19 protein-coding genes are annotated in these 23,990 nt (G+C 68.0%); 10 read left to right on the forward strand and 9 right to left on the reverse strand.

Features of this window, described 5'->3' with window-relative positions:
- Positions 1-39: 39 nt before the first annotated feature.
- The 4 genes from CMC5_RS47505 to CMC5_RS13800 form a co-directional block, all read right to left on the reverse strand.
- Positions 40-1,350, reverse strand: a complete 1,311-nt coding sequence (locus CMC5_RS47505) for a hypothetical protein (protein ID WP_050430849.1) — start codon at positions 1,348-1,350, stop codon at positions 40-42.
- Positions 1,351-1,420: 70 nt separating this feature from the next.
- Positions 1,421-1,732 carry a hypothetical protein gene (locus CMC5_RS44445; protein ID WP_156338560.1) on the reverse strand — a complete coding sequence of 104 codons (312 nt, stop codon included), beginning with the start codon at positions 1,730-1,732 and terminating at the stop codon, positions 1,421-1,423.
- A 374-nt stretch (positions 1,733-2,106) separates the two neighbouring features.
- Positions 2,107-2,370, reverse strand: a complete 264-nt coding sequence (locus tag CMC5_RS13795; RefSeq protein WP_050430850.1) for a hypothetical protein — start codon at positions 2,368-2,370, stop codon at positions 2,107-2,109.
- Positions 2,367-2,693: a hypothetical protein gene (locus tag CMC5_RS13800; protein ID WP_050430851.1), complete on the reverse strand. Its 327-nt coding sequence runs from the start codon at positions 2,691-2,693 to the stop codon at positions 2,367-2,369. Before CMC5_RS13800 ends, CMC5_RS13795 begins: the two co-directional genes overlap by 4 nt.
- Positions 2,694-3,278: 585 nt before the next feature.
- Here CMC5_RS13800 and CMC5_RS13805 point away from each other — a divergent pair.
- Positions 3,279-3,782, forward strand: coding sequence for a hypothetical protein (locus CMC5_RS13805; RefSeq protein ID WP_050430852.1), 504 nt, complete (start codon positions 3,279-3,281; stop codon positions 3,780-3,782).
- Positions 3,783-3,904: 122 nt separating this feature from the next.
- On the forward strand, positions 3,905-5,065 hold the full coding sequence (locus CMC5_RS13810; RefSeq protein WP_050430853.1) for an App1 family protein phosphatidate phosphatase: 1,161 nt from the start codon (positions 3,905-3,907) through the stop codon (positions 5,063-5,065).
- 36 nt (positions 5,066-5,101) lie between these two features.
- Here CMC5_RS13810 and CMC5_RS13815 read toward each other — a convergent pair whose 3' ends face one another.
- The gene (locus CMC5_RS13815; RefSeq protein ID WP_050430854.1) at positions 5,102-6,085 is read right to left on the reverse strand and encodes an SDR family oxidoreductase; all 984 of its coding nucleotides are present in this window, start codon (positions 6,083-6,085) and stop codon (positions 5,102-5,104) included.
- Between the two features lie 105 nt (positions 6,086-6,190).
- Here CMC5_RS13815 and CMC5_RS13820 point away from each other — a divergent pair, with 105 nt between their 5' ends.
- The 5 genes from CMC5_RS13820 (at position 6,191) to CMC5_RS13840 (ending at position 14,323) form a co-directional block, all read left to right on the forward strand.
- Positions 6,191-7,255: a helix-turn-helix transcriptional regulator gene (locus tag CMC5_RS13820; RefSeq protein WP_050430855.1), complete on the forward strand. Its 1,065-nt coding sequence runs from the start codon at positions 6,191-6,193 to the stop codon at positions 7,253-7,255.
- Positions 7,256-7,285: 30 nt separating this feature from the next.
- The gene (locus CMC5_RS13825) at positions 7,286-9,400 is read left to right on the forward strand and encodes a sensor histidine kinase (protein ID WP_050430856.1); all 2,115 of its coding nucleotides are present in this window, start codon (positions 7,286-7,288) and stop codon (positions 9,398-9,400) included.
- The gene (locus tag CMC5_RS13830) at positions 9,397-10,371 is read left to right on the forward strand and encodes a Shedu anti-phage system protein SduA domain-containing protein (RefSeq protein WP_050430857.1); all 975 of its coding nucleotides are present in this window, start codon (positions 9,397-9,399) and stop codon (positions 10,369-10,371) included. Before CMC5_RS13825 ends, CMC5_RS13830 begins: the two co-directional genes overlap by 4 nt.
- Positions 10,372-10,605: 234 nt before the next feature.
- Positions 10,606-12,396 carry a PD40 domain-containing protein gene (locus CMC5_RS41605; protein ID WP_063796270.1) on the forward strand — a complete coding sequence of 597 codons (1,791 nt, stop codon included), beginning with the start codon at positions 10,606-10,608 and terminating at the stop codon, positions 12,394-12,396.
- A 61-nt stretch (positions 12,397-12,457) separates the two neighbouring features.
- Positions 12,458-14,323, forward strand: coding sequence for a HEAT repeat domain-containing protein (locus CMC5_RS13840; protein ID WP_050430858.1), 1,866 nt, complete (start codon positions 12,458-12,460; stop codon positions 14,321-14,323).
- A 330-nt stretch (positions 14,324-14,653) separates the two neighbouring features.
- Here CMC5_RS13840 and CMC5_RS13845 read toward each other — a convergent pair whose 3' ends face one another.
- Positions 14,654-15,568, reverse strand: a complete 915-nt coding sequence (locus tag CMC5_RS13845) for a TIGR01777 family oxidoreductase (protein ID WP_050430859.1) — start codon at positions 15,566-15,568, stop codon at positions 14,654-14,656.
- A 77-nt stretch (positions 15,569-15,645) separates the two neighbouring features.
- Between CMC5_RS13845 and CMC5_RS13850 the strand changes: the two genes are divergently transcribed.
- Positions 15,646-16,758 carry a hypothetical protein gene (locus CMC5_RS13850; RefSeq protein ID WP_050430860.1) on the forward strand — a complete coding sequence of 371 codons (1,113 nt, stop codon included), beginning with the start codon at positions 15,646-15,648 and terminating at the stop codon, positions 16,756-16,758.
- Positions 16,759-16,813: 55 nt separating this feature from the next.
- Here the strand turns inward: CMC5_RS13850 and CMC5_RS13855 are convergent, their stop codons facing one another.
- Complete coding sequence (locus CMC5_RS13855; protein WP_156338562.1) at positions 16,814-19,000, reverse strand: FG-GAP repeat domain-containing protein; 2,187 nt, start codon at positions 18,998-19,000, stop codon at positions 16,814-16,816.
- A gap of 90 nt (positions 19,001-19,090) precedes the next feature.
- Between CMC5_RS13855 and CMC5_RS13860 the strand changes: the two genes are divergently transcribed.
- On the forward strand, positions 19,091-19,852 hold the full coding sequence (locus CMC5_RS13860) for a phosphocholine cytidylyltransferase family protein (RefSeq protein WP_050430862.1): 762 nt from the start codon (positions 19,091-19,093) through the stop codon (positions 19,850-19,852).
- Positions 19,853-19,862: 10 nt separating this feature from the next.
- Here the strand turns inward: CMC5_RS13860 and CMC5_RS13865 are convergent, their stop codons facing one another.
- Positions 19,863-20,330 (reverse strand): RrF2 family transcriptional regulator, encoded by a 468-nt coding sequence (locus CMC5_RS13865; protein WP_050430863.1) that lies wholly within the window; start codon positions 20,328-20,330, stop codon positions 19,863-19,865.
- Positions 20,331-20,412: 82 nt separating this feature from the next.
- Between CMC5_RS13865 and hmpA the strand changes: the two genes are divergently transcribed.
- A complete protein-coding gene (gene hmpA, locus CMC5_RS13870) occupies positions 20,413-21,624 on the forward strand; it encodes an NO-inducible flavohemoprotein (protein WP_050430865.1) in 1,212 nt (403 codons plus the stop codon).
- 96 nt (positions 21,625-21,720) lie between these two features.
- Here hmpA and CMC5_RS13875 read toward each other — a convergent pair whose 3' ends face one another.
- The gene (locus CMC5_RS13875; protein WP_050430866.1) at positions 21,721-23,889 is read right to left on the reverse strand and encodes a bifunctional serine/threonine-protein kinase/formylglycine-generating enzyme family protein; all 2,169 of its coding nucleotides are present in this window, start codon (positions 23,887-23,889) and stop codon (positions 21,721-21,723) included.
- Positions 23,890-23,990 lie beyond the last annotated feature (101 nt).

Below are 23,990 nucleotides of genomic sequence, written 5' to 3' on the forward strand. Positions count from 1 at the left end.
TGGTGAGATTGACGAACGCCCCTCCCGTCGCACCTCGCCTCAGCCCTCATCGGCGCCGACGTGCCGCGACCCCCTGAGCCCAGCCCGCCCCGCGCGACCCCGCCCACCTCTCCCCCGACCACCCCCTCGCCCCCCTCTCGACAATCCTGACAAGAGGCTGTCATCCCCTCCCCCTACGCTCCCTTCCCTCGAAAGGAGCTTCCCGTGCACCCCAGCCCTCGCCGCCCCCTCCACTGGTTCGACATCCCCACCCTCGACCTCCGCCGCGCCGCCCGCTTCTACGAAACCATCCTCGACCTCACCTTCGAGCGCCGCCCCCCCCGTGACCAGGCCCACGTCCTCTTCGCCTACCGCGACGGCGGCATCCGCGGCGCCCTCCTCCGCGTCGACCCCAACCGCCCCTCGACCCAGCCCACCCGCGTCTTCCTCGACACCCGCGGCAACCTCGACGGCGCCATCGCCCGCGTCCCCGACGCTGGCGGCAAGCTCCTCATGCCGAAGACCAGCCTCGGCCCTGACGGCTTCTTCGCCCTCATCCGCGACACCGAAGGCAACACCATCGGCCTCCACACCGCCCTCGCCTGACCCCCCCGCCTTCCGCCTCTTCCGCCCCCGCCCATCGAGCAACCGCAGCCCGAACACCTCCCCGATCGACCCCAGCCCCAGCGCCCGCCCCGCATTCCGCGCCGCGCGCCGCGCCTGCCGCACCAGCGTCACCACCATCCCCCCCAGCAGATACACCCGCTCCGTCTCCTCGGGCGTCCCCCCACCCGCAGGCCGCCGTTGCAACCCCTCCTCCAGCCCCTCCAGCGCCCCTTCCAGCGCCCCCAGCCCCTCGACCCCACCCCGACCCGCCGCCAGGCCCCCCACCCCTGGCACCTTCAGCGCCTCCAGCAGCAACCCCAGCTGCCCACACAGCGCCACCCCTTCCCCTTTCCCCTCCGGCAACCGCGACGTCATCGCCAGCGCCGTCTCCACCAACCGCTGCTCACCCCCCACCTCCCCCCGGTCCCGGAGCTCCACCAGCACCCCCAGCAACACCGCCCTCCCCACCTCCCGCCCCTCCCGCCCCTTCCGGAGCGCCCCCGCATAGACCCCCCGCTCCTGCCGCCTCACCCCCACCTCTCCCGTCCGCCTCACCGACGCCGAGACCAGCGCATCCCGCACCTCCGCGAGCCGCCCCCCATCCCCCCGACTGAACCCATACCCCTCCAGCGCCCCCTCGTGCCTCCCCAGCGCACCCAGCGTCTCATTCGCTTGCGCCAGCGTGACGTGAGCGCTGTAGCTCCTCCCCAGCCGAATGTAACGGGCCCTTGCCTGAGCCGAGAGGCTCGACGGATCGAACGGCATGACGAATCTCCTGACAGCACATGGCTTATCGGACGGCGCCCGTGGGCAGTTCACACCCCACCGACGTCATTCATCGACGTCCGACCCACCCCACATATTCTCGGCCCGCCCCCGATTTTCTCCGCCCCCGACCGTCCCCACCACCCCGACCCCCGCCAGCATCTCTGACCGCCTCTCCGAACTCCCTGCCCGTCCCTCCCGAATCCCTGAAGCTCTCGCCAAAATCCCTGAACGCTTCACCGAAGCCCCTGCCCATCTCTCCCAAGTTCCTGAACGCTTCACCGAAGCCCCTGCCCATCTCTCCCGAGTCCCTGCCCGTCTCTCCCGAATCCCTGAACCTCTCGCCAAAATCCCTGACCGCCTCTCCGAACTCCCTGCCCATCTCTCCCGAGTCTCTGCCCATCTCTCCGAAGCCCCTGCACCCCTCACCGAAGTCCCTGCGTCACTCTCCGGAGCCCCTGAGCCTCCCTCCCATCTCCCCTCAGACGGGATCCAGGCGACGGACGACGACCGACGGCTCGAGACGAATCCGTCGCGTCGAGGGATTCCCCGGACATCCTCATCACCGAAGCCCTCATCGACACCACGCAGAACGGCCCCAGTCCCGACGGCTGCGTCGTCGCCGACGCCATGCCCCGGTCATGGGCCCGCAATGCAAACGATTCCGTGGTGTGCCCGAGCCGCGTGAGCGATCGCGCCCGGGAGGAGGGGGCAAGCCCCGACGCCGACCAGCGCGCTCATCGCCTCGTCAGAGGATCAGCGGAACGCGGACCACCAGCTCCGCTTCCGACGCTGGGCGCGGGCGACGAGGAGGCCCAGGCCGAGGGCCACGACGCCACCCACGAGGGGAAGGGTCAGAGGGTGGTTGAGGGCTTTCTTGCCGAGCACGAGGGCTCTTCGGCCGGCTTCGGCCAGCTCTTCTTCGCGGCGTCCCAGCTCGGCGACGGCTTCGCCGAGACGTTCGCTGGAGGCTTCGGCCTGCTGTGTGGCAGCTTCTCGTCGGTCGTCCTGCTTGCTCATCGATGATCTCTCCTGATCCGGCGGGCGTTTTCGGCGAGGCGTTCTCGGATCCCACCGAGGGGATTGCTCGGCAGCATCACGGTGCCCACCGTGCCCGCGATGACCGCGAGCGACAGCAGGCCGAAGCCGAGCAGCATGGGGCGCGAGGGCTCTCTCTGGCGGGCGAAAGCCGCGGAGAGAAGCATCAACTGCATCCCGGAAGCCGCCGTCACGACCGCCGTGCCCAGCAGCAAGACGGCGGCCACGGACTGGGTGGCGGCGCGGGTCAGATCGTCGCGCGCGAGAGTCATCTCGGCGGACGCGAGATCGCGTGCGGCAGTCATGGCTTGCCCGAGCAGCTTCGTGGTCGGAGCTCTGTGATCCGATGGTCCCTGCATGATTCCCCCCGGTGATGGTGACCCCCGCGGAAGTGCATCGAACGTCGTCGTGCATCCACCAGGACGCCCGAAAGCTTACAGGAAACTCCCTGGGTTCGTGCGTCCGGATGCCGCCACGGGGCAGTTCTGGTCGGCAACGCTCGTTGGGATGGGGACGGAGCGAGGCGGGATGGCGACAGTGTGAGGCGGGATGGAGACGGCGTGGGACGAGATGGAGACGGCGTGGGACGAGATGGAGACGGCGTGGGACGGGATGGAGACCGCGTGAGGCGGGATGGGGACAGCGTGGCGTGTCGAGGGCAGGGGAAGGCGCGGCGTCGCGGGCGTGGGAAGGCGCGGCGTCGACGGAATGCAACGAGGACGGGGGCGGGGGCTTCTGACGCGGGCGGCATGGCTCGTGCCCGTTGCGGGCGGCATGGCTCGTGCCCACTCAGGGGGGCCCGACCCGGGCGTCGCACTTCGTGACGCTCGATGGGTCTTCACTCCCGGAAAGCGAGGGGCGCGATGTTGGTTCGAAGCTTGGCATTGGGCATGGTGGTGACGGTTGGGATGCTGGGGGCTTGTTCGTCGGAGGACGAGCGAGGCGACCAGGTGGACGAGGGCATCCCTGGCAACGGGGAGACGACGACACTGGAGGAGCCGGAGACGTGCGGGGGGATCGCGGGGCTGCCGTGTCCCGCCGGGCTCGTGTGCGTGGATGACCCGCGGGATGACTGCGATCCCCGGATGGGCGGCGCGGATTGCAGCGGGATCTGCGTGGATGATCCGGACTCGTCGACGCCGCCCAGCGGCGTGACGGCGGGGTGGTCGGTCTGTGGCAAGGCCATCTGTGGCCGCGGAACGGTGTGCTGCAATGCGAGCTGTAGCCTGTGCCTGCCGCCCGACATGATGTGTACCCAGCACGTCTGCGAAGAGACCGCGGTGATGTGCGGGAGCAGCGTGTGTGGTCGAGGGGAGTACTGCTGCAACGAGAGCTGCAGCATCTGTGCGCCGCTCGACGGGGCCTGCACCCAGCAGGTCTGTGATCCGGAGTGAGCGCGAGGCCTGTGGTCCAGCGTGATTTTGTGGCGAGGTGACCGCAGGATCGGAGCGAGGCGAACGGCGTCAGGTGCGAGAAACGGTTGACGCTCCTCTCTTGCTGGGGAGACTGCCGTGTCATGTCCTCCCGATCGCCGAGCGCGCTGGTCCGGGCCGCCTTCCATGTCGAGCACCAGTTCGAGTCGCTGAGCTACCGGCTGCGGAGCAAACTGAACCTGGCGCGGCCGCCGCGGATCCTGCCGTACCGAGGGTACGGCACGACGCGGGCGTGCGTGGTGAAGGGGCGGGTGCTGGAGGATCGCTACGAGCGGGCTGCGCTGAAACAGCGGACGCTGGTGGGGAGCGCAGTCGCTTCGTGGAAGCGGTTCGCGACGCTGGAGATTCCGCACGCGCGCGTGGAAGTCCGCTGGGGAGAGCGGACGTGGGAATGCGTGAGCGACGAAGAGGGATTCCTCGAGATCACGGTCGAGCCGCCCGATGGGATCACCCCAGGGTGGCACGAGGTGGAGCTGTCGCTGCTGTCCCCTGCGTCGACGAGCGCGGTGAAGGTGAAGGCGCCGGTCGTGGTGGCCGGTCGAGAAGCGGAGTTCGGGATCATCAGCGACATCGACGACACGGTCATCGTGACGGAGGTGACGAACCTGTTCAAACGGGCTTATGCCCTGTTTCTGACGGATCACCGGCTACGGCTCCCGTTCGAGGGCGTCGACGCGTTCTACGAGGCGCTGGCCCAAGGGCGGAGCGGGCAGGCGGGGAATCCGATCTTCTATGTGTCGTCGAGTCCGTGGAATCTCTACGAACACCTGGACGAGTACCTGGCCCTGCACCGGATTCCAGCCGGCCCGCTGCTTCTCCGCGACTGGGGCTTGAGCCGCACGGGAATCGCTCCAGGCGGAGGACATGGGCACAAGCTGGACAAGATCCGCAGCATCCTGCGGGCCATGGAGCCATTGCCCTTCCTCCTCATCGGAGACAGCGGGCAGGAAGATGCGGAGCATTATCGCTCGATCGTGCGGGAGTTCCCGGGCCGCATTCGCTGCGTCTACATCCGGAATGTTCGCCAGAAGCCGGGACGGGAACACGCGATCACGGCGATTGCGGAGGAGATCCGGCTCGCCGGGAGCGTGATGCTGGCGATGGATGACACGGTGACGGCAGCGGAACACGCGGCGCGGCACGGATGGATTCGCTGGCAAGAGGTGGCGGAGGTGGAAGCGCGCAAGGAGGAGGCCGAGGCGCTGGAGACCCCGGTGCTCGATCGGTTCGAGCAGGAGGCTTGAGCGGAGGAGGGGGGCGTGGCCGGCGGCGTCAGGGGGTCATGAGATGCCGTCCGGGGAGGTGAGGTCCAGGTAATCGGCGCGCCAGTAGGCGTAGAAGGTGTCGTCGAGCGCCTTCCAGCCGAGCGAGTCGCTCATCTCGGCGCCGTAGGTGGCCTGGAAGTGATTGCCCCAGTGGGGGCGGGTGCCGTCGGCGTCGATGAAGCCGTATTCGTCGGAGAGGGTCCAGGAGGCGAAGACGCGGCCGTTCTTCCGGTGCACATCCGGGTCGGCGGCGAGGGCGGCGATGGCGCGTCCGACGAACGCCGGGGTCTCGGAGGCGATGAAGTTAGGGTCTTTCTGGGCCCCGTCTCGCCAGGTGTCGGCGGTGACGCCGAAGTGGTCGAGCATCTCCTCGGAGCGCAGGAAGCCCGGGGTGACGGCGACCGACGTGATGTTCGTTGCGCGGAGTTCGCGGGCGTAGACGAAGGCGAGGCGGATGATGGCCGTCTTCACGAGGTCGTAGAAGATGTTGCCGCGGTAGGCGAAGGTGTCGCCGTCGGTGATCTCGACGAGCAGGGGGCGCGGGCTCTGCTTCAAGAGGGGAACGGCGTGCTTCGCCGTGATGAGGTGGGTGAAGATGGCGCGGTCGATCATGGTGCGGCCGGCTTCGATGGACTGCTCCCAGAAGGGCTTCGAGAAGTCCGTGAGGGCGTCGCCCCCCCAGACATCATTGACGAGGAGGTCGAGGCGGCCTCGTTCCTCGCGGATGCGCGCGAGGAGGGCTTCGACCTGGGGCTCCTGGCTGTGGTCCACCTGCACGGCGATGCCCTGGCCTCCGTTCGCGGTGACCAGCTCGGCAGTTTCTTCGATGGTCTCGGGGCGTTTGCCGGTGGCGGGGGCGCCGCGGACGCTGCGGCCGGTGCAATACACGGTGGCGCCCGCTTCACCGAGCATGGTGGCGATGCCGCGGCCGGCGCCCCGGGTGGCCCCGGCGACGAGGGCGATGGTGTTCTGAAGGGGTCGAGGAGGAGTGGGCTTCATGGTCGGGACCTCGCGAATTCGGGTTCGGAGGGGGGTGTAGCGAAGGAATGCTGACATCCTCTGTCAGGATGGTGGGACTACGGTCCGTTTCTGCGAGGTGGGCGGATGCGGGCGGACCGGTTGGTGAGCTTGATGATGCTGCTGCAGAGCCGGCGTCGGGCGACGGCGTGTGAGCTGGCGCGTGAACTCGAGGTGTCGGTGCGGACGATCTACCGGGACGTCGACGCCCTCTCGGCCTCCGGGGTGCCCGTCTGTGTGAGCCGTGGCCCGCACGGAGGGGTCTCGCTGCTGGCGGGGTGGCGGACGAGCTTGACGGGGTTGACGCGAGGCGAGGTGGAAGCGCTGGCCGGGGTAGGGCAGCCAGGAGCGCTGGTGGATCTGGGGCTGGAGGAAGCCCTGCAAAGCGGCCTGCGGAAGGTGGCCGCTGCGCTGCCGGCGGGCCAGCAGCCCGAGGCCGCGCGGGCCCGAGAGCGGCTGTTCGTGGATGGCTCGTCATGGTTCCAGGAGCGGGAGGAGGTGCCACATCTGGGGGTGCTGCGGGATGCCGTGTGGGAGGACCGGAAGGTGGCGCTGACGTACCGGGATTTCGAGGGCGCAGAGAGCGAGCGGGTGGTCGAGCCGCTGGGGTTGGTGATCAAGGTGGAGCGCTGGTACCTGGTGGCGGGGACCGAGAAGGGCGTGAGCGTCTTCCGCGGGGGGAGAGTGGCGGGGGCACGAGCGCTGGAGGAGCGGTTCGTGCGGCCAGCAGGGTTCGAGCTGGCAGGGTTCTGGAAGGGGTGGTGCGCGCGGTTCGCAGAGAAGCGGGCGACGTACGAGGTGACGGTGCGGGTGTGGGGGGAAGGGGAAGAGGCGCTGGGGGCGGCGCGCGGGGCAGGGGATCGGGAGAGGATCCAGGCGGCGGCGCGCGAGGCAGATGGCTCGAAGCTGGTGACGGTCGACTTCGAGCGCGAGGCGATCGCGGTGGCGCAGCTGGTGGAGCTGGCGGGGATGGGGGGCGGGGTGGAGGTGGTGGCGCCGGAGGGGCTGCGGCGGCGGCTGGGCGCGATGGGGGAGGCGCTGTGGGGGATGTATGGGGGGGCTGGGGCGGAGGGGAAGTGGGGGCGGGCGAGGGTCGGCAGGGCAGGGGAGGGGGAAGGGCGTGGGCTTGTGGGGGCCCTCGGGGAGGGGTAGGGAATCGAGAGGATCTGGCGGGAGTGCGGGATGGAATCTGAGCAGCTGGCGACCTCGTTCGAGAGCCTGGACGATCAAGGGAAGATCGCCGAGGTGTTCCGGCTTGCTGGGTTCGACGTGGAGCGTGGGGTCGGGACCGAGGAGGGGACTGTTGCGTGGTTCGCCGTGCCCACGTCAGGGTTCGTTCGACCGCGGACGCTGTTTCGAGCGCTGCCGTCGCCGCCGGATGCACTCGATGAGGCGCTTGATGCGCTCGAAGGTGCGCGAAAGGCGATGAATGCCGATCGGGCCATCGGGGTCGTGATGTCCGGGGAGCTGCCCGAGGGCTATGCGCCGGATCTCGATGGGAGTGCCTGCGGCATCTTTACATTTCGGGAGTGGTTTCTGACCATCTCCGGGATCACAGATGAGCTGAATGCGTTGATCCGGAACGTCGAACAGTCCAAAGAGGATACCTTCTACATTCCCAGGAGAGCGCGGCTCGAATCTGGCGAAGAGGTGGGGGTCGAGTCATTCATCGACGACTGGGTTCGAGCTGCGGATGGCTCCTCTCTGCGTCTGAACGGAGACAGGGATGCAGTCGCCTCGGTGCTCCGTCTTGCCTCGTATCGAGCCGCACGGAGGGTAGGCACGGAGAGAGCGCTCCTCGATGTGAATCGGGCGAGCTGGGGGCCACTCTCACAGCTCGCTGTAGCACTAGGACTTGTGATTCCAACCATTAATGGATTCGTAAACGAGCAAGTGGACATCAATACACGGTGTTTGATGGGTCATTATATCGTTAGGAGTACGAAGGATATCGTCACAGGTGAGCCAGTAGAGTTTCGTTTCGTCATCCCGGAAAACCTGGTCGAGTTGTTGCTCCTTGAGCCGCAACCAGAAGACTTGGCGGCGTGGTTCGACCAGCGTCTCGGCTCGTCGCCAGTTGTTCAGCGAGTGCGAGAGGCCCTTCGCTCCAGCCGTGACTTCACCGACCTTTCAGCGAAGCTCGCCCGTTTCCATGACTTCTTGCGAATCTTTTCAAGCCGAGCCGACGATGCCGAGGCTCTTCCCGTCGCTGACTGGATTGCATCGATGTCGCTGCGGTACTTCCGCTTGGTTGAACAGAGGCTCCCTCAAAGGGGAGATCGAGATGAGGTTCTCAAGAGTTTCGAGGAAGCTGCCATGCGCCAGTTCGCGCTTGGAGAAGTTCGCGAGGACGAGATCTCGTTCGACTGGCCATGGTCAAGCTATACAGAACGATTTTGTTTGAGTTTGCAAGGGTTCACCAATTCGATTGCGCGAGACTATTTTGTCGCCAAAAAAATTCTTCGCGAAGTCGAGCAAGGCAATGAAGGTCTGCTTCTTCGTCACCAGTTCCCGGCGATGACGCTTCGTTTCTTGAGCCGCATCGCACCGGACATTGCAGTCCGTCTGACCGGGAGTGCGCTCGGGAGAATGGAGCAGGCGATCCAGGATGAAGTCGAACGAAAGCTACACCTGACCTTCGCGCATATCCTGAACCGGCCTGTAGGGGCCATGCGTCAATACCTCGAAGAGATACGCCAGGAACTTTCGAAGACCCAGCTCGACACCTTGGCGCGCCCTCTGGAACGGCTGGAGGCAGAGATCACCCATCTCGCGGATCTGGCAGAGAAGACACGTCTCTGGCGCGACGAACCTACCGGGACCCGAGAGCCCGTCAGGCTGCGTCCACTCGGCGAAGAACTCCTCCGTCAACTCCAGCAGCAACAGCCGTCGGTGAAGATGGCACTGCACGTCACGGACGACCTCGTGGTCAGCGCGCTCCCGGAAGCGCTGCGCGAGGCGCTGTTCTGCCTGGTTCAAAACGCATTCCAGGCCGCAATCGCCAGCTCCGAGCGAACACCTCCCCACGTCTCCTTGCGCGGCCGTCCAGTGGGCGAAAACATTCGGATCGAGATCTGGGACAGCGGGGATGGCGTGAGCCCCGGCGATCGCGACCGCATCTTCGAGCCCTTGGTGACGACGAAGACGGGCGGAGCCGGCAAGCCGCGGGGTACAGGGCTTGGGCTTCCCATCGCGAGGCGCTACGTGGAGAGCATGGGCGGGCGCGTCGGGGTTGATTCTGAGCAGGACCAGACCTGCTTCTTCGTGGAACTCGTAGCCTGGAGAGCGGACGGATGAGCGACGGCACGTCGAAGCGGATCTTGCTGGTCGAGGACGACGACCAGAATGCAGAGGACTACACCGCCTGGCTGCAAGCCGCCGGGTACGTGGTCGAGCGCGCAGCGGCCGTCGACGACGGGCTCGCGCGGGCCGAGGCCTTCAAGCCCGATGTGGTGATGCTCGATCTCCAGCTCCCCTCCCACCCCGGTCGCGCGGACGCTGACGCGGCACACGGTCTTCGCGCGCTGGAAGGCCTGCTGAGAGACGACCCCTTTCGGCCCGTCGTCATCGCCACCGCCCACAGCAGGAACCGGGAGCTGATGCGTGAGGTGATGCAACGAAACCGAGGCGGGCAGTTCCTGTTCAAAGATGAACGGGATCTGAAGGGCGCCTTGCTGCGTGCCATCGCCGTGGCCCTGGCGAGCCCTGTCTACGTGGCGAGCCGCACCGTGCGTGCCTTCGAGGCGCTCGTCGAGCGCAACGAGCTGGAGGAAAGGTACCGCGAGTTTCTCAAGAAGAACTGGCGCATCATCCTCGGGCCTCGGTACCGGGAGTGCAAATCACCCCATGACGTGGGGCGCGGGGCGAAGGTGGATCTGCTGTTCGTGCGGCATGACGACTTTCCGGACCTCTGGGAGCTGAAGCGGCCGGATCAGCCCGTGCTCAAGGGCTATGGCGACCGTCTCCATCTGAGCGAAGAGTGCGCGCGCGCCGTGGGGCAGCTCATGGAATACATCGATCTCGCCGAAAAAGAACGCGCAGGGCCGAACAGCTACGAGGCGCGAAAAGGTCTACAGGTGCGGCTCGAACGACCGCGCGGCGTGGTTGTGATCGGGCGCCGCTCCGACGATCGGGAGCGCGATCATCTCGCACTCCAGAACAGCTTTCTGGCCGGCATCTCCATCCTGACCTACGACGACCTCCTCGACAGCGCGCGCGAAATCCTCACCTTCCTGCGCGACTACCGGAACGGCGACGCGGATCCCTGAGCGCTCCTCCCTCGTCAGCGGACGCCTGGCTGGCACGAGGCGCGTGGTCGTGTGTGACCCGGGCACCTTCATGTCTCTGACTGGCCTCCCTCAGACCTCTCCCGTCTGGAGCGGGATGTGCAGCGCACGTCGCTCCTCCCGCGCACTCTCCAGCGTTCAGGCTCGGCCACCACCACGCGAAAGCCTGCCCAGTTGCTTTCCATGCGCGAACGGATGGCCCTATCCTCACGTCCCATGAAGAGCGCGATCGTCCGGGCACTTCCGATGCTCGCCGTGGTGGTGGGAGGACTCCCATCGAGCACGGGCTGCGCCGCAGGGCGGGAGCCGGCCCCCGATCCGTCCTCCAGCGTCAGCGTGACGGGCGGAGGTGCCGGAGGCGCAGGCGGCGAAGGCGGCGCTGCGGGCGCAGGCGGTGAAGGCGGTGCTGGAACCGGCGGCGGCACCACCACCCCATGCCCCACGGCGCCCACCCAGGAGATCCTCGCCGCGGGCGTCCTCCCTGCCGACGCCGCCGTCTTCGAGCAACCCCCTGGCGCCACCTCCCCGTTCGTCTTCGACCCCCCCTCCGGCGTCGTCCTCCCCGCCAAGTGGCCCACGCCTCGCTTCCTCGTCCACACCGACACCCTCCCCAAGCTCGTCCGCCTCGAGCTTCGCGTCGGCACCCAGACGCTCGGCTACGTCGGACGCCCTGCCCCGAGCCCCCCGGCGCACGCCGACAGCGTCGTGCAGGGCGCCTGGTGGACCGTCAGCGTACCCGACGTCTTCTGGACCTCGGTCTCCTGCCAGGCAGGCAGCGGGGTCGTCGCCTGGCGCATCCTCCACGCCCTCGAAGGCATGCAGAACCCGAGCGGTGTGACGGAAGGCGCGATGCGCTTGATCACCGGCGCCGATCCCCCCGACCTCACCTACTGGCAGATCGAGGACGCGGTGGGCGCCACGCTCTCGATCGAGCGGCTCGCGGTGGGCAGCAACCCGAAGACCCTGATCGGGGGCAGCACGGGGTGCGTCGGGTGCCACGCGGTCTCCCCCGACGGAAGAGACGTCATCTACCAGCGCCCCGGGGGCAACAACAGCTTCCGCCTCGACGTCGTGCGTCCCCTCGCGTCGGGGACCATCACCTCGCCCACGCTCACGTCACTCGCCTCCACCGTGCTCGCGAATGCCCCCCTGGGCACGCCTTCGGTGTCGACGGGCGCGTGGGGGGACACGACCGGGCGATGGGTGACGGCGGTGTCGCTGTCGACGTTCCCGGCGCAGCAGGGGCGCCTCGCGCTGCTCCAGATCGACGCCAGCGCGGCGACGATGACGATCGGGCCCGAGGCCGTGCCGGGGAATGCGGCGTTCCGTGTGGCGTTGCCTCAGATGGCGCCGGACGCCAGCCGCATCGTCTATGTCGCCACGGATGGGATGCTCGAGGGCAGGGCGACGGGAGAGCCCGACAAGACGTTCGACCTCTGGCAGGTGCCGGTGACCCTCACGAAGGATGGTCCTCCCGTCTTCGGGACACCTGCGGCGCTCAACTTCGCGTCGAACACGCCGCACGGAGAGGTGTACCCCTCCTTCTCCAGCGACGGGCAGTTGCTCGCGTTCATGCGGGTCCCTCAGGGGCGCGGGGCATACGACGAAGAGACGGGCGAGATCTTCCTGATGCACGCCAGCGCGTCGCTTCCTCCCGTGCCTCTCTCGGCGAACCTCGGGCCGCAGGGGCCTGCGGTGTACAGCGGGCTCGGCTTGACGAACGCCTGGCCTCGCTTCGGACCGCAGACGGTGGATCGACCCGAAGGCCGCTACCACTTCCTGCTGTTCAGCAGCCGTCGTGGGTCGCCCACGCTCTGGGAGGCGCGCGTGGATGGGTCGGTCCCGCACGGGGGGCGACCGCTGCCCAGAATCTACATGGCCGCGGTGCTGGTGACGCCGGACCGGCAGATCGCGAGCTTCCCTGCGGCGCTGATGCCGGGGCAGCGGGTCGACGCGGGCGCGCACTCCGGCGACTTCACCAAGGTCACCGCGGTCCCGCCGCCATGAGGGGCACGGGAGGCGAGGTTGTCGCGACGAGGCGCCGCGCGATGGACTAGGCTGGGCGCCGTTGAGCCAGCATCTCCGCCCCCTCGCCGAGCTACGCGACGAAGCGCGGTCCGCGCTGGCCCGCGGTGAGCTCGGTCGCGCGCGGGAGGCACTCTGGGGCGCCCTCCAGCACACCATCGCCCGCGAGGAGGAGTACGTCGCGCTGACGGGGGAGATGCGCGAAGTGTTCAACCGGCTCGGCGATGTCCGCGCGGCCCTCACCGTCGCCTGGTACGCGGGCACGGAGAAGACCCAGGCGCCACTGCTGGAGCGGGCGCCTGCGATCGATCGGGCGCGCACACTGCTCGCATGGGCCGATCGCGAGACGGGGATGGAGCGGCAGCAGCAGCTCTATGCGCGCGCTGCGGACGAGTACGAGGCCGCCGGCCTCGTGGCGCAGGCGGCCATCGCGAGGGAGCGAGGTCACGATTTCGGTCGGGCACGCGCGCTCTGGTCACGCCTCTCTCAGCTCCTGTCGTCGTCGGGGTCCGACTTCTACGCAGCCGGCCTGGCGCGATTCAACCTGGCTCGCACCTCCCTGCGCACCGGCGACGCCGCAGCCGCGCGAGAGGCCGTCTTCGCGTCGGTGCATCTCCTCGAAGAGGCAGCGGATCGCTACGAGACCATCGGCCAGCGCGAGCGGGCGTTCGACTGTTACCAGGTGCTCATCGCCATCGGCCGGGAGAGCGGCGCGTTCGAGCACGTGCTCGAAGGCTACGTGAACGTGATCCGCATCCTGCGCGAGGATCACCTGCGCTACTACGCCCTCCAGTCCTACGAAGAGGCCGTCTCGGCGGCCGAGAAGCAGGGAGAAACCTCGGCGGCGGCGACGCTCTCGCGAGAGATGGCGGCCTACGCACGGAAAGAGGGGCTCCCGGCGGTGGCGAACTTCGCCATGCTCACCCAGGCGCGCCTCTGGCAAGAGGTGTCGGTGCTCGCGCTTCGGCGCGGGTCGCCGCCCGAGATTGCCGAGAATGCCTTGCTGGCCGCGGTCATCGCGCTCGGGGAGGCGGGGCAGTACCGGAAGGTGGGGGACGTGTACCGGGCGCTGTCCGAGCTACCGCTCGAGGCGTCGCGCCAGAAGCACTACGGCCGGGCGCGGGAGAGGTACGTGGACGCGCAAGATCTCTCCATCGATGCGGCGCCTTTGCCCGCGCATCTGCGCCACGAGATGGGCTTCCCCGAGGTCTGGCACGTGGATCTGGTGGAGTGGGAGCAGGCTGGCAGTGCGAGCCAGGCGGCGGGGGATGTCGTGCTCGATGCCTCGCAGTGGTCCGAGGTGACCCGTCGGCGCGCCATGCTCGCGCGGCTCACGGCGCTCGCGATCGAGGAGCAAGAGGCGAGGGGGGCCTTCCGGGAGGCGTCTGGGGGCTATGTGACGCTCGCGGAGCAGCTCTCGACGGTCGAGCTCTACACCATCCTCTCGCCCCTGGAGACCCTCTTCCGGCGGCCCGAAACGCACGTGCGCGTCGCGGTCGTGCGTGCGCTGTCCCGGTTTCTCTACAAGCGGACGTTCACCACGCTGCGTGAGGCGCTCGCCGATCGGGATCCGACGGTGGTCCACGAGGGGGCGAAGTCGATGGAGGAGCTGCGGTTCCCCCACGCCTTCGATCCGCTGGCCAGGATCTACCGTGAGGCGCAGAGCGCGCAGGTGCGTCAGAGCGCGGTGCGCGCCCTGTCGAAGATCGATACCTTCGAGGCGGCAGAGCTGCTGCTCGGGATCATCCGCCACGATGGCAGCGAGGAGCGGATGGCCGCGGTCGACGCGCTGCGTCGGGCGAGCGGGATGAAGTTCATCGATCTGGCGCGAGGGGCCATGCCAGGTCTTTCGGGGCCAGCGCAGGCAGCGGTGCGCGACATCCTGCAATCACGTGGCGTGAACGTTTGAAGCTGGACTTCACCCTGTCGTCATTTTGACCGAAACGTCTCACGGAAGGCGAGGAAAAGCCCGAGACGTACGGCCCTCCCCTCACCCTGCATTCCACGCCGTCCCCTACGGTCGCGTGTTCCGAAATGGCGTACACCTATCTCGACGGCGCGCTTGGGGGAGCGCCGCGGTGCCGAAACTGACGTGGGGGCAGTCGAGGTCGCTACGTGACGCCGTCCGAGCCCCCGGGGGTATGCTGCTCGACCTCGGTCGACTTCTCGGCTACCCCCGGCGGCTCGTTTTCTTTTGTGCGCTGGCGGTTCAGGACCACCGGCCGCGTCGGATCGCTCTTCAGCGGAGCGTGCTCTCGAGCGCGGTGACGATGTCGGTGTACTGGAACTTGTAGTCGAGCTCATGGGCTCGCCTGGGGATGACGTGCTGGCCGGTGGTGATGATCTCGGCCGCATCGCCCAGACCCAGGCGGACGACGGCTTCGGGGACGCGCAGCCAGGAGGGGCGTCCGAGGACCTGGCCGATGGCCTTGGCCAGGTCTTCGCCGTTGACGGGGTTGGGAGCGACGACGTTGAAGGGGCCGCTCACGGTCTCGTTCTCCATGGCGAGGAGCGTGAGACCGACGACGTCGTCGAGGTGAATCCAGGAGATCATCTGGCGGCCATCGCCGATGGGACCTCCGGCGAAGAGGCGGAAGGGGGTGATCATCTTCTCCAGGGCGCCGCCGCCCTCGCCGACGACGATGCCGATGCGGAGCTGCACGGAGCGGACCCCTTGTTGCTGTCCCACGAGCTGCGCGGCTTCTTCCCAGCGCACGACGACGTCGGCGAGGAAGCCCTCGCCCGCCGGGGCCTTCTCGTCGAGCTGCTTCTCGGGCGGCTGGGCGCCGTAGTAGCCGATGGCCGAGGCGCAGACGAAGGAGGAGGGCTTCTTCTTCGCCTTCCCGATCGCCTCTCCGAGCAAGCGCGTGGTCTCGACGCGGCTGCGGATGATGTCGCGCCGCGCTGCATCGTTCCAGCGCTTGGCGATGGGCTCACCAGCAAGGTGGATGAGGGCGTCGGTACCGTCGATCTCGTCGAGCCAGGAGCCAGCGTGATCCGGATCCCACTGGACGGCGCGCGTCCCGGGGAGCGCACGCTGCGCTCTGTCTGCGTCGCGCGAGAGCACGACGACCTCATCTCCTCGAGCGAGCAGCTCCTTGACGAGCCCTCGACCGATGAACCCCGTGCCGCCGGTGAGCAGGATCTTCTTCACGGCCGGCCTATCTATCACGCTTCGTCGGCCATGGGGGGGCTTCCGGCGGCGAGCGAGGAAGGGTAGGTGAACGCGCGATGAGCCTCGAGACGTTCAAGAAGCAGCCCCTCGGTGGCGTGGACCGCCGCTCCCTCGTCGGCGCCCTCTCCGAGCACGGCGCCTCGGCAGCCGCGGAGCTGCTCCGGTCGCACCGTGCGCGGATTCAGCCCGCAGGGACGAAGATCGCCTCCGATACGGCCGTGCTCCTGCTGGGGGGCTCGAACGGGATCACCCGGGCCGTCGCGCTGCACCTGCTCTTCGGAGAGAAGGCGGCGGTCTACGGGGTGCATCTGGACAGTGAAAAGATGCAGATCGGGCCGCACCACGTGAAGGCGCTGACCGAGGCGGCGGAGGCCGAGGGGCTGACGGCGCGGTTCTGGAACGCGGACGCCACCCGGCCGCAGACGGTGGAAGAGGTGGTGGGGGCGCTGAAGGAGCGCTACCGCGCGGTGCATCTGGTGAACGGGATCGCGGCCGGCGCGACCAAGCGCTACGCAGAGCACGGGCCGACGCTGGTGCGGGATCTCGACGTGGCCTTCGATCCGGTGCTGCAGGTTCCCGACTTTTCCAGGGCCGAGAGCATCCGGCGCCTCGGGATGGTGGAGGTCGAGGTGGCGACCGAGGCGGACATCGAGCGCACCAACAAATTCATGGGCACCTCGACCCTGCTCTGGGCCGAGCCGCTCGCCGCGGCAGGGTTGCTCGCGGCCGGGGAGAGCGTGGTGGCCTTCTGCGACTACGACTACCCGGACGACGATCCGGTGTACGCGATGGGTCCTCTCGCCGGGGCGAAGCTGCTCCAGCGAAAATCGATGCAGGAGATCAAGGAGCGGTTCGGGGTGCACGCGGTGCGGATCTGTTACCCGCCGGTGGCCACGACGGCGCTCGGGGCGATCCCTGGGGGGCTGCTGATGTACGGCCTGAGCGCGCAGATCTTGAAGGAGCGCGGCCAGCTCGAAGACGTGCTCGATCTGGCGCGCGGGACGATGGACCTCTGGAAGCCTGGCTTCGCGGGTGAAGAGCTGCGGCTCGACGAGGCCTACAAGGCGGCGCTTCCGGAGTTCAATGCGCGCAAGGACGAGCTCACGGCGGAGGACATCCCTGGGGCGCTCCACCTGCTGTTCGAGAGCGAGAGCGCTGCCAAGGGGTGACGGGCTGACGGACGTCGCGTCGGAGGGCGGCCGGTCGGGTCGCCTCCGATGCGGCTCACTCCGGGATCAGGCAGCTCGGACCCTTGCCATCGCCGGCGTTGTTGTCTTCGTGGCACTCGTTGTTGCCGCCTGTCGCTGGGTTCGAGGCGCAGTCGTAGCCCTCGTTGTCCGCACAGCCGCGAACATCCAGCTCCTGCACGTTGCTCGGGGCATTCGCCCACTCGCAGATCACCGCCTCACACTGGCCCGGTGAGAGAGGCTGCGTGGTGGCGACGGGCGCGTTCGCGCAGGTGATCTCGTTCCGGGTGAGGTTGTTGTAGAAGCGGACCTGTACGCCAGCGCCGACGACGAGCGCGCCGCGGTTGCAGACGTCGGCCACGAGGCTCAGGTACGCGGGGCAAGTCGCGGCGTTCAGCGTGAGGTCGAGGGTGATGTCGGGGGCAGCGAACCGATCGAAGCTCGGGAGGTTCTGGCGGAAGTTGTTCATCACGCCGGCCACGGTGGCGTCGGTGGCGGCGAGCCAGTTCGGGGGCTCGTTCATGGGGATCGCGCCGAGCTCGCTCACGTTGGTCACGTGGTAGGCGTGCTGATTCCAGATGCGGCGCGTGGGGACCCAGGAGTCGGTCGGGTCTCCCCAGATCTGGATCCCGTCGGTTGCCGCCGGTGTGCTGCCGCTGGCGTTCTCCACGAAGATGATCTCGGCGTTGCCGTCGTTGTCGACGTCGACGACGATCGGCATCTCCAGGCGGGTGTGCGAGTTGTTCGGCACCTCGAGCAGCACGGTGCCGTCGACGCCGCTCATGACCCGGAAGAACCGTTCGTCGTTGTAGACGACCTCCGCCTTCCCATCGCCGTCGAAGTCGAAGACGCTCGATCCGGTGGAGCGTGAGCTGCAATCGTCGTTGCGCACCTTCCAGCGAATCCCTGGATCGGAACACTGTGGCGGCAGGGGCTCGGCGAGGCACTCCAGGTCGGCGACGACATAGTAATCTGCGCCGGCGACGCCAATCTCGGCGTCTCCATCCCCGTCGAAGTCGGCAATGGTCGGCGGCCCCCCCTCATTGAGGGTGCAGTTCACGCGGGGGATGTCGATCCGTACGGGCGCTCCGCCGACTTCCAGGGGGGTGCCGTCGTGGTTCAGGATGTAGATGACGCCTGCGCGCACGATGACGATCTCGCCGTAGTCGTCGTCGTCGAAGTTCCCCACGGCCGTGAAGCCGTCGCACGGATAGGCGTTCGGAGCGCCGCAGTTGGCCGAGCTGGAGGCGACGGGGAAGTCGTAAGTCCACAAGGGGGTGCCGTCGATGGCGTACATCGTGTTGCCGGCGAGCACGTTCAGGTTGCCGTCGAGGTCGGGGTCGCCGACGGTGCTCACGGGGCCGAGGAAGGCGTTGATGCCGACGCCGCCGGTTCCTTTCCATTTCAGCGAGCCATCCTCGCCGTTCAGGACCACGCGACCCTGGATGATCTCGGGCTTGCCATCGTGGTCGATGTCCGCGATCGACGGGGTGGTCCCGGCGAGATGATCCCGCATCGGGCGGGAGGGGTGCTCGGTGTTGATCCACTTCACCCGCCCCGTGCGCTCGAAGGCGATCGTCCCGCCATTGACGATGGTTCCGACGAGGTCGACCGAGCCGTCGCCGTCGATGTCGCCCGCAGCGAGCCCACCGGAGTTGTCGAGCCAGATGCCAGCGATCCCGGTGTCCGCCTGGATCTCGGTCGCGCCGACCGCGAAGTGCTCCGTCATGGTGCCGTCGGGGTTACACGCGCCCGACAGGACACGGAGCGCACCGTTCTGGTTGCAGCAGCCGTCCTCCTGCAAGCGATACGCGACGAACGCGATGTCGGGGATGTCGTTCGTGTCGACCTGACCGTCGCCGTTGTCGTCCGTCAGGTTCACGACGACCGGCGTCATCACCACATCGTCGCGCAGCGCGTAGGGACCATTGGCCGGAGGGGCATGCCAGGCACACTCGATCTGCGGGCTGAACTCGCCGGCCGGAGGGACGTAGATGCAGGCTTCCGCTTCACCTCCGCCCTCGCCGCCTGCGCCGCCACCGCTGCCGCCACTCCCTCCGTTGCCGCCCGCCGCGAGGCCTCCGACGCCGCCTCCGCCAGGTCCCGTCGAGGGGTTGCCCCCGGTGCTTTCGTCGTCGCTTCCACAGGAGCAACCTGCGGACGTCGACGCGACCGTCGCCACCATGAGCAAAGCAAGTGCAGGAAGGGTCGGCGTGCGCATCATGACGGATCAGGCTATCTGCGCAGACCTCGCCCTGTCGACGTCGACGGTCGGGTTTGGTCCGCGGGGAGGGGCCGTGGTAGGGCCGAGCGGGTGAAGGCCATCATCATCGGCGCAGGTCGCGGCAGCAGGCTCCGTCACCTCACGGACGAGATTCCCAAGACCCTGGTGCACGTACTGGGTCGGCCCATGCTCGACGCCATCCTGGAGGCGCTCGCTGCAGGCGGTTTCTCGCGCAAAGACGTGGTGTTCATCTGCGGCTACCGGAAGGAGGTGATCCAGGAGGCGTACCCCGATCTGACCTATGTCGAAAATCGGGACTGGGAGCGGAACAACATCCTGCTCTCTCTCCTCTGCGCCCGAGAGCACCTGGCCGAGGGCTTCGTGTCCACGTACGCCGACATCGTCTACCGGCCAGCCATCGTGGCCGATCTGGTGCGCTCACCGCACGATCTCACCCTGGCTTGCGATACCGACTGGCGCCGTCGCTACATCGGTCGGTCGGAACATCCGGAGACCGATGCCGAGAAGTTGCGGGTTGAAGGAGACCGGGTGGTGGAGATCTCCCGGCGCATCCCGTCGGAGCTGGCCACGGGGGAGTTCATTGGCGTGATGAAGGCCTCAGCAGCCGGAGCGGCGACGCTGACCAGGGCGTTCGACGAGGCGCAAGCGCGCTTCGCCGGGCGTGAGTTCCGGGAGGGGCGCTCGTTCGAGCGGGCTTACCTGCTGGACATGTTGCAGCACATGCTCGAAGGGGGGACGGCGATCCACAAGGTGGATACCCACGGGGGGTACATGGAGATCGACACGCTCCAGGATGCCGCCTCTGCCGAGCGATGGTGGCGCGGGGAGTGAGGTCTTCCCGTCACGGTGGGGCGCGGAGCACGGGCAGCTTCAGCCGCGCTGCCATGGGGGAGGGCTGCTCGGCCGTCGGGAGCAGCTCGGCCAGGGTGGCGCGGTCCAGCACGGCCATGAAGGCCTCCAGCGCCTCGCCGAGCAAGGCCTGGAGTCCGCAGGCGCCCGTGAGAATGCAGCCGCCGTAGGTCGGCTCTTTCTGGAAACACGCGACCAGGGCCATGTCCTCCTCGGTCCAGCGGATCACATCGCCGATCCGGATCTCGGTGGGAGAGCGGGCCAGGCGCAGGCCTCCACCGCGTCCCCGCAGCGTCTCGATGAACCCCCCCTGACCCAGGCGGTGCACGACCTTGACCATGTGGTTCTCGGAGACGCCGTATGCCTCCGCGATCTGGCGGATGGAGACGAGCGCGTCGGGCCGCATGCCCACATAGAGCAGGGCACGAAGCGCGTAGTCCGTATGGAGGGTGAGGCGCATGTGGAAAGGTATAAATCGATTGCATCTTTGAACCAGGGGTGACTATAAGATTCATGTTTGATGCACCTTTGAGGAGGATGCCATGTCCCGAACCCTCAGCGAGCACACCATCTCGGTGGTGAAGGCGACCGTCCCGGCTTTGCAGGCGCACGGCGTGACCATCACGCGGCGCATGTACGAGCGGATGTTCAAGAACGAGTCGATCCGCAATCTGTTCAACCAGTCGCACCACGGTGCGTCCGGCTCGCAGCCCCACGCGCTCGCCGCGGCGGTGCTCGCCTATGCACAGAACATCGACAACCTCGCGGTGCTGGCCCCGGCCATCGAGCGGATCGCGCAGAAGCACGCTGGGTTGAACATCCTGCCGGAGCATTATCCGTTCGTGGCAGAGGCGCTTCTGGCGGCCATCCAGGATGTGCTGGGTGATGCGGCCACGCCCGAGGTGATGGACGCGTGGGGCGCGGCCTACTGGTTCCTCGCCGAGGTGCTCATCGGGCGAGAGGCGCAGATCTACCGTGAGGCGGCGGAGGCGCGCGGAGGCTGGAACGGCTGGCGCGATTTCGTGGTCACCGAGCGGGTGCGCGAGAGCGACTGCATCACCTCGTTCACGCTGGTCCCGGCCGATGGGAAGCCCGTGCTCGAGCACCGGCCCGGTCAGTACCTGACCTTCTGGGTGGATCTCCCCGGGCGTTCCCCCCTGAAGCGGAACTACAGCATCTCGTCCGCGCCGAGCGATGCGTCGTACCGGATCACGGTGAAGCGAGAGCCGGAAGGCACGGTCTCGGGCTGGCTCCACGACGAGGTGAAGGTGGGGACGCGCTTGAAGGTGGCACCCCCGGCCGGAGAGTTCTTCTTGCCGGAGACGCCCGCGCGTCCGGTGGTGCTGCTCAGCGGGGGCGTGGGCCAGACGCCGTTGCTCAGCATGCTGGACACCCTGGCCGTACAGCATCCGGAGGTGCGCACGCATTTCGTGCATGGCGCGCTGAACGGCGCACTCCACGCGCTCGGGACGCATGTCCGGGGGGTGGCGCAGCAGTCGTCGGGGAACATCGCCGCGACGGTGTTCTACGAGAAGCCGCGCAACGAAGACCGCCACGGGGTGGACTACGACGAAGCGGGCCTGATCTCGCTCGACTGGCTCCAGGCGAACACGCCGCTGGGGGACGCGGACTACTATCTCTGCGGGCCGCGGCCGTTCCTGCGCGCCTTCGTGGGGGGGCTGGGCAAGCTCGGGGTGCCAGCCGCGCAGATCCACTACGAGTTCTTCGGACCTGCGGACGAGCTGCTGGCCTGAGCGCGGAGCCCGAGCACCGCGCCTCTTCTCGGTATCCGCAGCGATGGGCTGGAGGGGTCGATGAGGGCCGACGCCACGGCGCCGGCCCGCGCCGACTCAGAGCTCTCTGGCGCAGCGAAAGCCGATGCCGGGGGCAGAGGCCGTGGCGAGCTGGTGGAAGCGGAACGCGGGGTTCAGCCAGAGCGCGAAGCCTCCGTTGAAGCCGCCGCCACGGATCGCCTTCCGATCGCCGGCGGGAGCGCCCTTCGGGTTGACCTGCTCTTCGTCCTTGTAGACGGCGAACCAGTCGCCGGTCCATTCCCACACGTTGCCGACCATGTCGTTGAGGCCGAACTTGGTCTTGCCCTTGGGGAACGAGCCGACGGGCGCCGTGCCGGGGAAGCCATCATTGGCTTCGTACATGCGCTGGCTGGGCTTCGCGCCGCGCGCGGTCTCCCACTCCGTGCACTCGGTGCCGCAGGCGTTCATGAAGGTGTGATCGCCGACCTCGTTCCCCCACGGGAACTTCCGGCCGTCGGAGCCGCGCGCGGCGTACTCCCACTCGGCCTCGGTGGGGAGGCGCTTCTTCTGCACCTTGCAGTAGGCGTCCGCGAGGTCCCAGCTGACGCAGTTGATGGGGTGCTTGGTGAGCTCGGGCTTGCCGAAGGTGCAGTGCTCCGAGATCGTCTTGAGCAGCTTCTCGTGCTCCGCGTCGCTGACCGAGGGATCCTTGGGGAAGGAGATGGCTTCCGGGGGGCGCTTGCAGTCGCCGACGTCGGAGCAGGCCTGGTACTCGCCGGCCGTCACCTCGTTGATGTCGATGCAGAACGAGTCGATGGTGACCTTGTGCGCGGGTTGCCAGAGCTTGAAGGTCGGCTCGTCGGAGCCCATGAAGAAGCGGCCACCCGTGACGAGCGCCATCCCTTCGGGGCATCCCGGAGGAGCGGCCGCGCTCGTGGCCGCGCTGGCGCTCGCGCTGGGAGCGCCAGCGGCGACCGAGGCCGTGGGTGAGGTGTCGGCGGTGGTGGTCACCTCCGATCCGCCGCCGAGGATCTTCAGGGCGGCGAAGCCGCCAGCGGCGAGGATGACGGCGCCGAGGGCACCCAGAACGACGGGGGCCGCGGAGCGCTTGGTGGGGACGGCCGTCGAGGTGGAGGGCACGAACGAGCCGGAGTTCTCGGGCTGACGCGTGCCACCGACCACGGCCGGGCCCGACCCGGGGAGGCTGGAGGGAGGAGAGGCGCCCGCTCCGGCGTAGCCAGGCATCGAGGGGAGTGAGCTGCGTGATGGGATCCCCGAGGACACGAGCCCGCTGCTCGTGGCCGGGCTCCAGGTGCCAGCGTCGGGGAAGACGGCCTGGTGTAGGGCAGTCCAGAACTGCCCCATGGTCCTGAACCGCTCCTGAGGGGACACGGCGAGCGCCTGCAGGAGGACGGCCTCGACGGTGCTGCCGAGATCCAGCCCGAAGGCACGCGTGGTGGGTCGCCGGATGGGGTCACGGCTCTCCACGGCGAGCTGCATGTAGTCGTCGCCCTGGAGGGCGGACTTGCCGGTGAGGATCTCGACCAGGATCAGCGCCATGGCGAACACGTCGGTCCACGGTCCCGTCGCGCCGTGGGTACGGCTGAACTGCTCCGGGGCGCCGTAGTTCGGCGTGAACGCGGTGATGTCTTGCCCGGTGTGGGCCAGCGCGGCTGCGGCCGCGGCGTGCTCCGACATGACCTTGGCGATGCCGAAATCGAGGACCTTCACGTGGACGCCGATCCCGCGGGGGTCGCCGATCACGAAGATGTTCGCCGGCTTGATGTCACGGTGGGCGATGCCACGCGCATGGACCTGCTCCAGTGCGACCGCCGCCGGTTCGAGCAAGGCCATCGCCTCGTGCAAGCTGCGGTTCGGGGCGCCGCCCTGTGTCTCCTCCCAGAGCACTGCGTCGAGGGGCTTTCCTTCGAGCCACTCGAGGACCATGTACGGGAGCCACTGGCCGTCGGGGCTGGTGAAGGTACCGATGTCGCGGGCCTGCACGATCGCGGCGGAGCGGCTCGACAGCTCGGCCATGAGGCGCCCCTCCTGGATGAAGCCGTCGAGCAGCTTGTCGCGCTGGTCCGCGGGGGCGTTGGCCAGGATCTTGAAGCACTTCAGCGCGACGGGCTGTCGCCAGATGGTGTGCTCGGCCTTGTAGACGACGCTGAAGCCGCCCTCGCCCACCGCGTGGCTGATCAGATACTTCTCTGCGATGAGGGTGCCCGAGATGCCGAGCGGGTCGCGGGTGCGCTGGGAACTCATAAGCTCCTTCGAAGAGGGGACGGCATCTTAGCCAGGACGCGGCCCGAAGTGGACCTTCCTGAACGCTGGGGGGCGCTTCATGGAGCGCGAAGACCAGGAGG

Source organism: Chondromyces crocatus, from assembly GCF_001189295.1.
Taxonomy (GTDB): Bacteria; Myxococcota_A; Polyangia; order Polyangiales; family Polyangiaceae; genus Chondromyces; species Chondromyces crocatus.

Bases quoted from the DNA above. Each gene is read 5' to 3' on its own strand.
- CMC5_RS47505 (WP_050430849.1), bottom strand. From the start codon at position 1,350: ATGCCGTTCGATCCGTCGAGCCTCTCGGCTCAGGCAAGGGCCCGTTAC.
- CMC5_RS44445 (WP_156338560.1), bottom strand. From the start codon at position 1,732: ATGGGCAGGGAGTTCGGAGAGGCGGTCAGGGATTTTGGCGAGAGGTTC.
- CMC5_RS13795 (WP_050430850.1), bottom strand. From the start codon at position 2,370: ATGAGCAAGCAGGACGACCGACGAGAAGCTGCCACACAGCAGGCCGAA.
- CMC5_RS13800 (WP_050430851.1), bottom strand. From the start codon at position 2,693: ATGACTGCCGCACGCGATCTCGCGTCCGCCGAGATGACTCTCGCGCGC.
- CMC5_RS13805 (WP_050430852.1), top strand. From the start codon at position 3,279: ATGGTGGTGACGGTTGGGATGCTGGGGGCTTGTTCGTCGGAGGACGAG.
- CMC5_RS13810 (WP_050430853.1), top strand. From the start codon at position 3,905: ATGTCCTCCCGATCGCCGAGCGCGCTGGTCCGGGCCGCCTTCCATGTC.
- CMC5_RS13815 (WP_050430854.1), bottom strand. From the start codon at position 6,085: ATGAAGCCCACTCCTCCTCGACCCCTTCAGAACACCATCGCCCTCGTC.
- CMC5_RS13820 (WP_050430855.1), top strand. From the start codon at position 6,191: ATGCGGGCGGACCGGTTGGTGAGCTTGATGATGCTGCTGCAGAGCCGG.
- CMC5_RS13825 (WP_050430856.1), top strand. From the start codon at position 7,286: ATGGAATCTGAGCAGCTGGCGACCTCGTTCGAGAGCCTGGACGATCAA.
- CMC5_RS13830 (WP_050430857.1), top strand. From the start codon at position 9,397: ATGAGCGACGGCACGTCGAAGCGGATCTTGCTGGTCGAGGACGACGAC.
- CMC5_RS41605 (WP_063796270.1), top strand. From the start codon at position 10,606: ATGAAGAGCGCGATCGTCCGGGCACTTCCGATGCTCGCCGTGGTGGTG.
- CMC5_RS13850 (WP_050430860.1), top strand. From the start codon at position 15,646: ATGAGCCTCGAGACGTTCAAGAAGCAGCCCCTCGGTGGCGTGGACCGC.
- CMC5_RS13855 (WP_156338562.1), bottom strand. From the start codon at position 19,000: ATGATGCGCACGCCGACCCTTCCTGCACTTGCTTTGCTCATGGTGGCG.
- CMC5_RS13865 (WP_050430863.1), bottom strand. From the start codon at position 20,330: ATGCGCCTCACCCTCCATACGGACTACGCGCTTCGTGCCCTGCTCTAT.
- hmpA (WP_050430865.1), top strand. From the start codon at position 20,413: ATGTCCCGAACCCTCAGCGAGCACACCATCTCGGTGGTGAAGGCGACC.
- CMC5_RS13875 (WP_050430866.1), bottom strand. From the start codon at position 23,889: ATGAGTTCCCAGCGCACCCGCGACCCGCTCGGCATCTCGGGCACCCTC.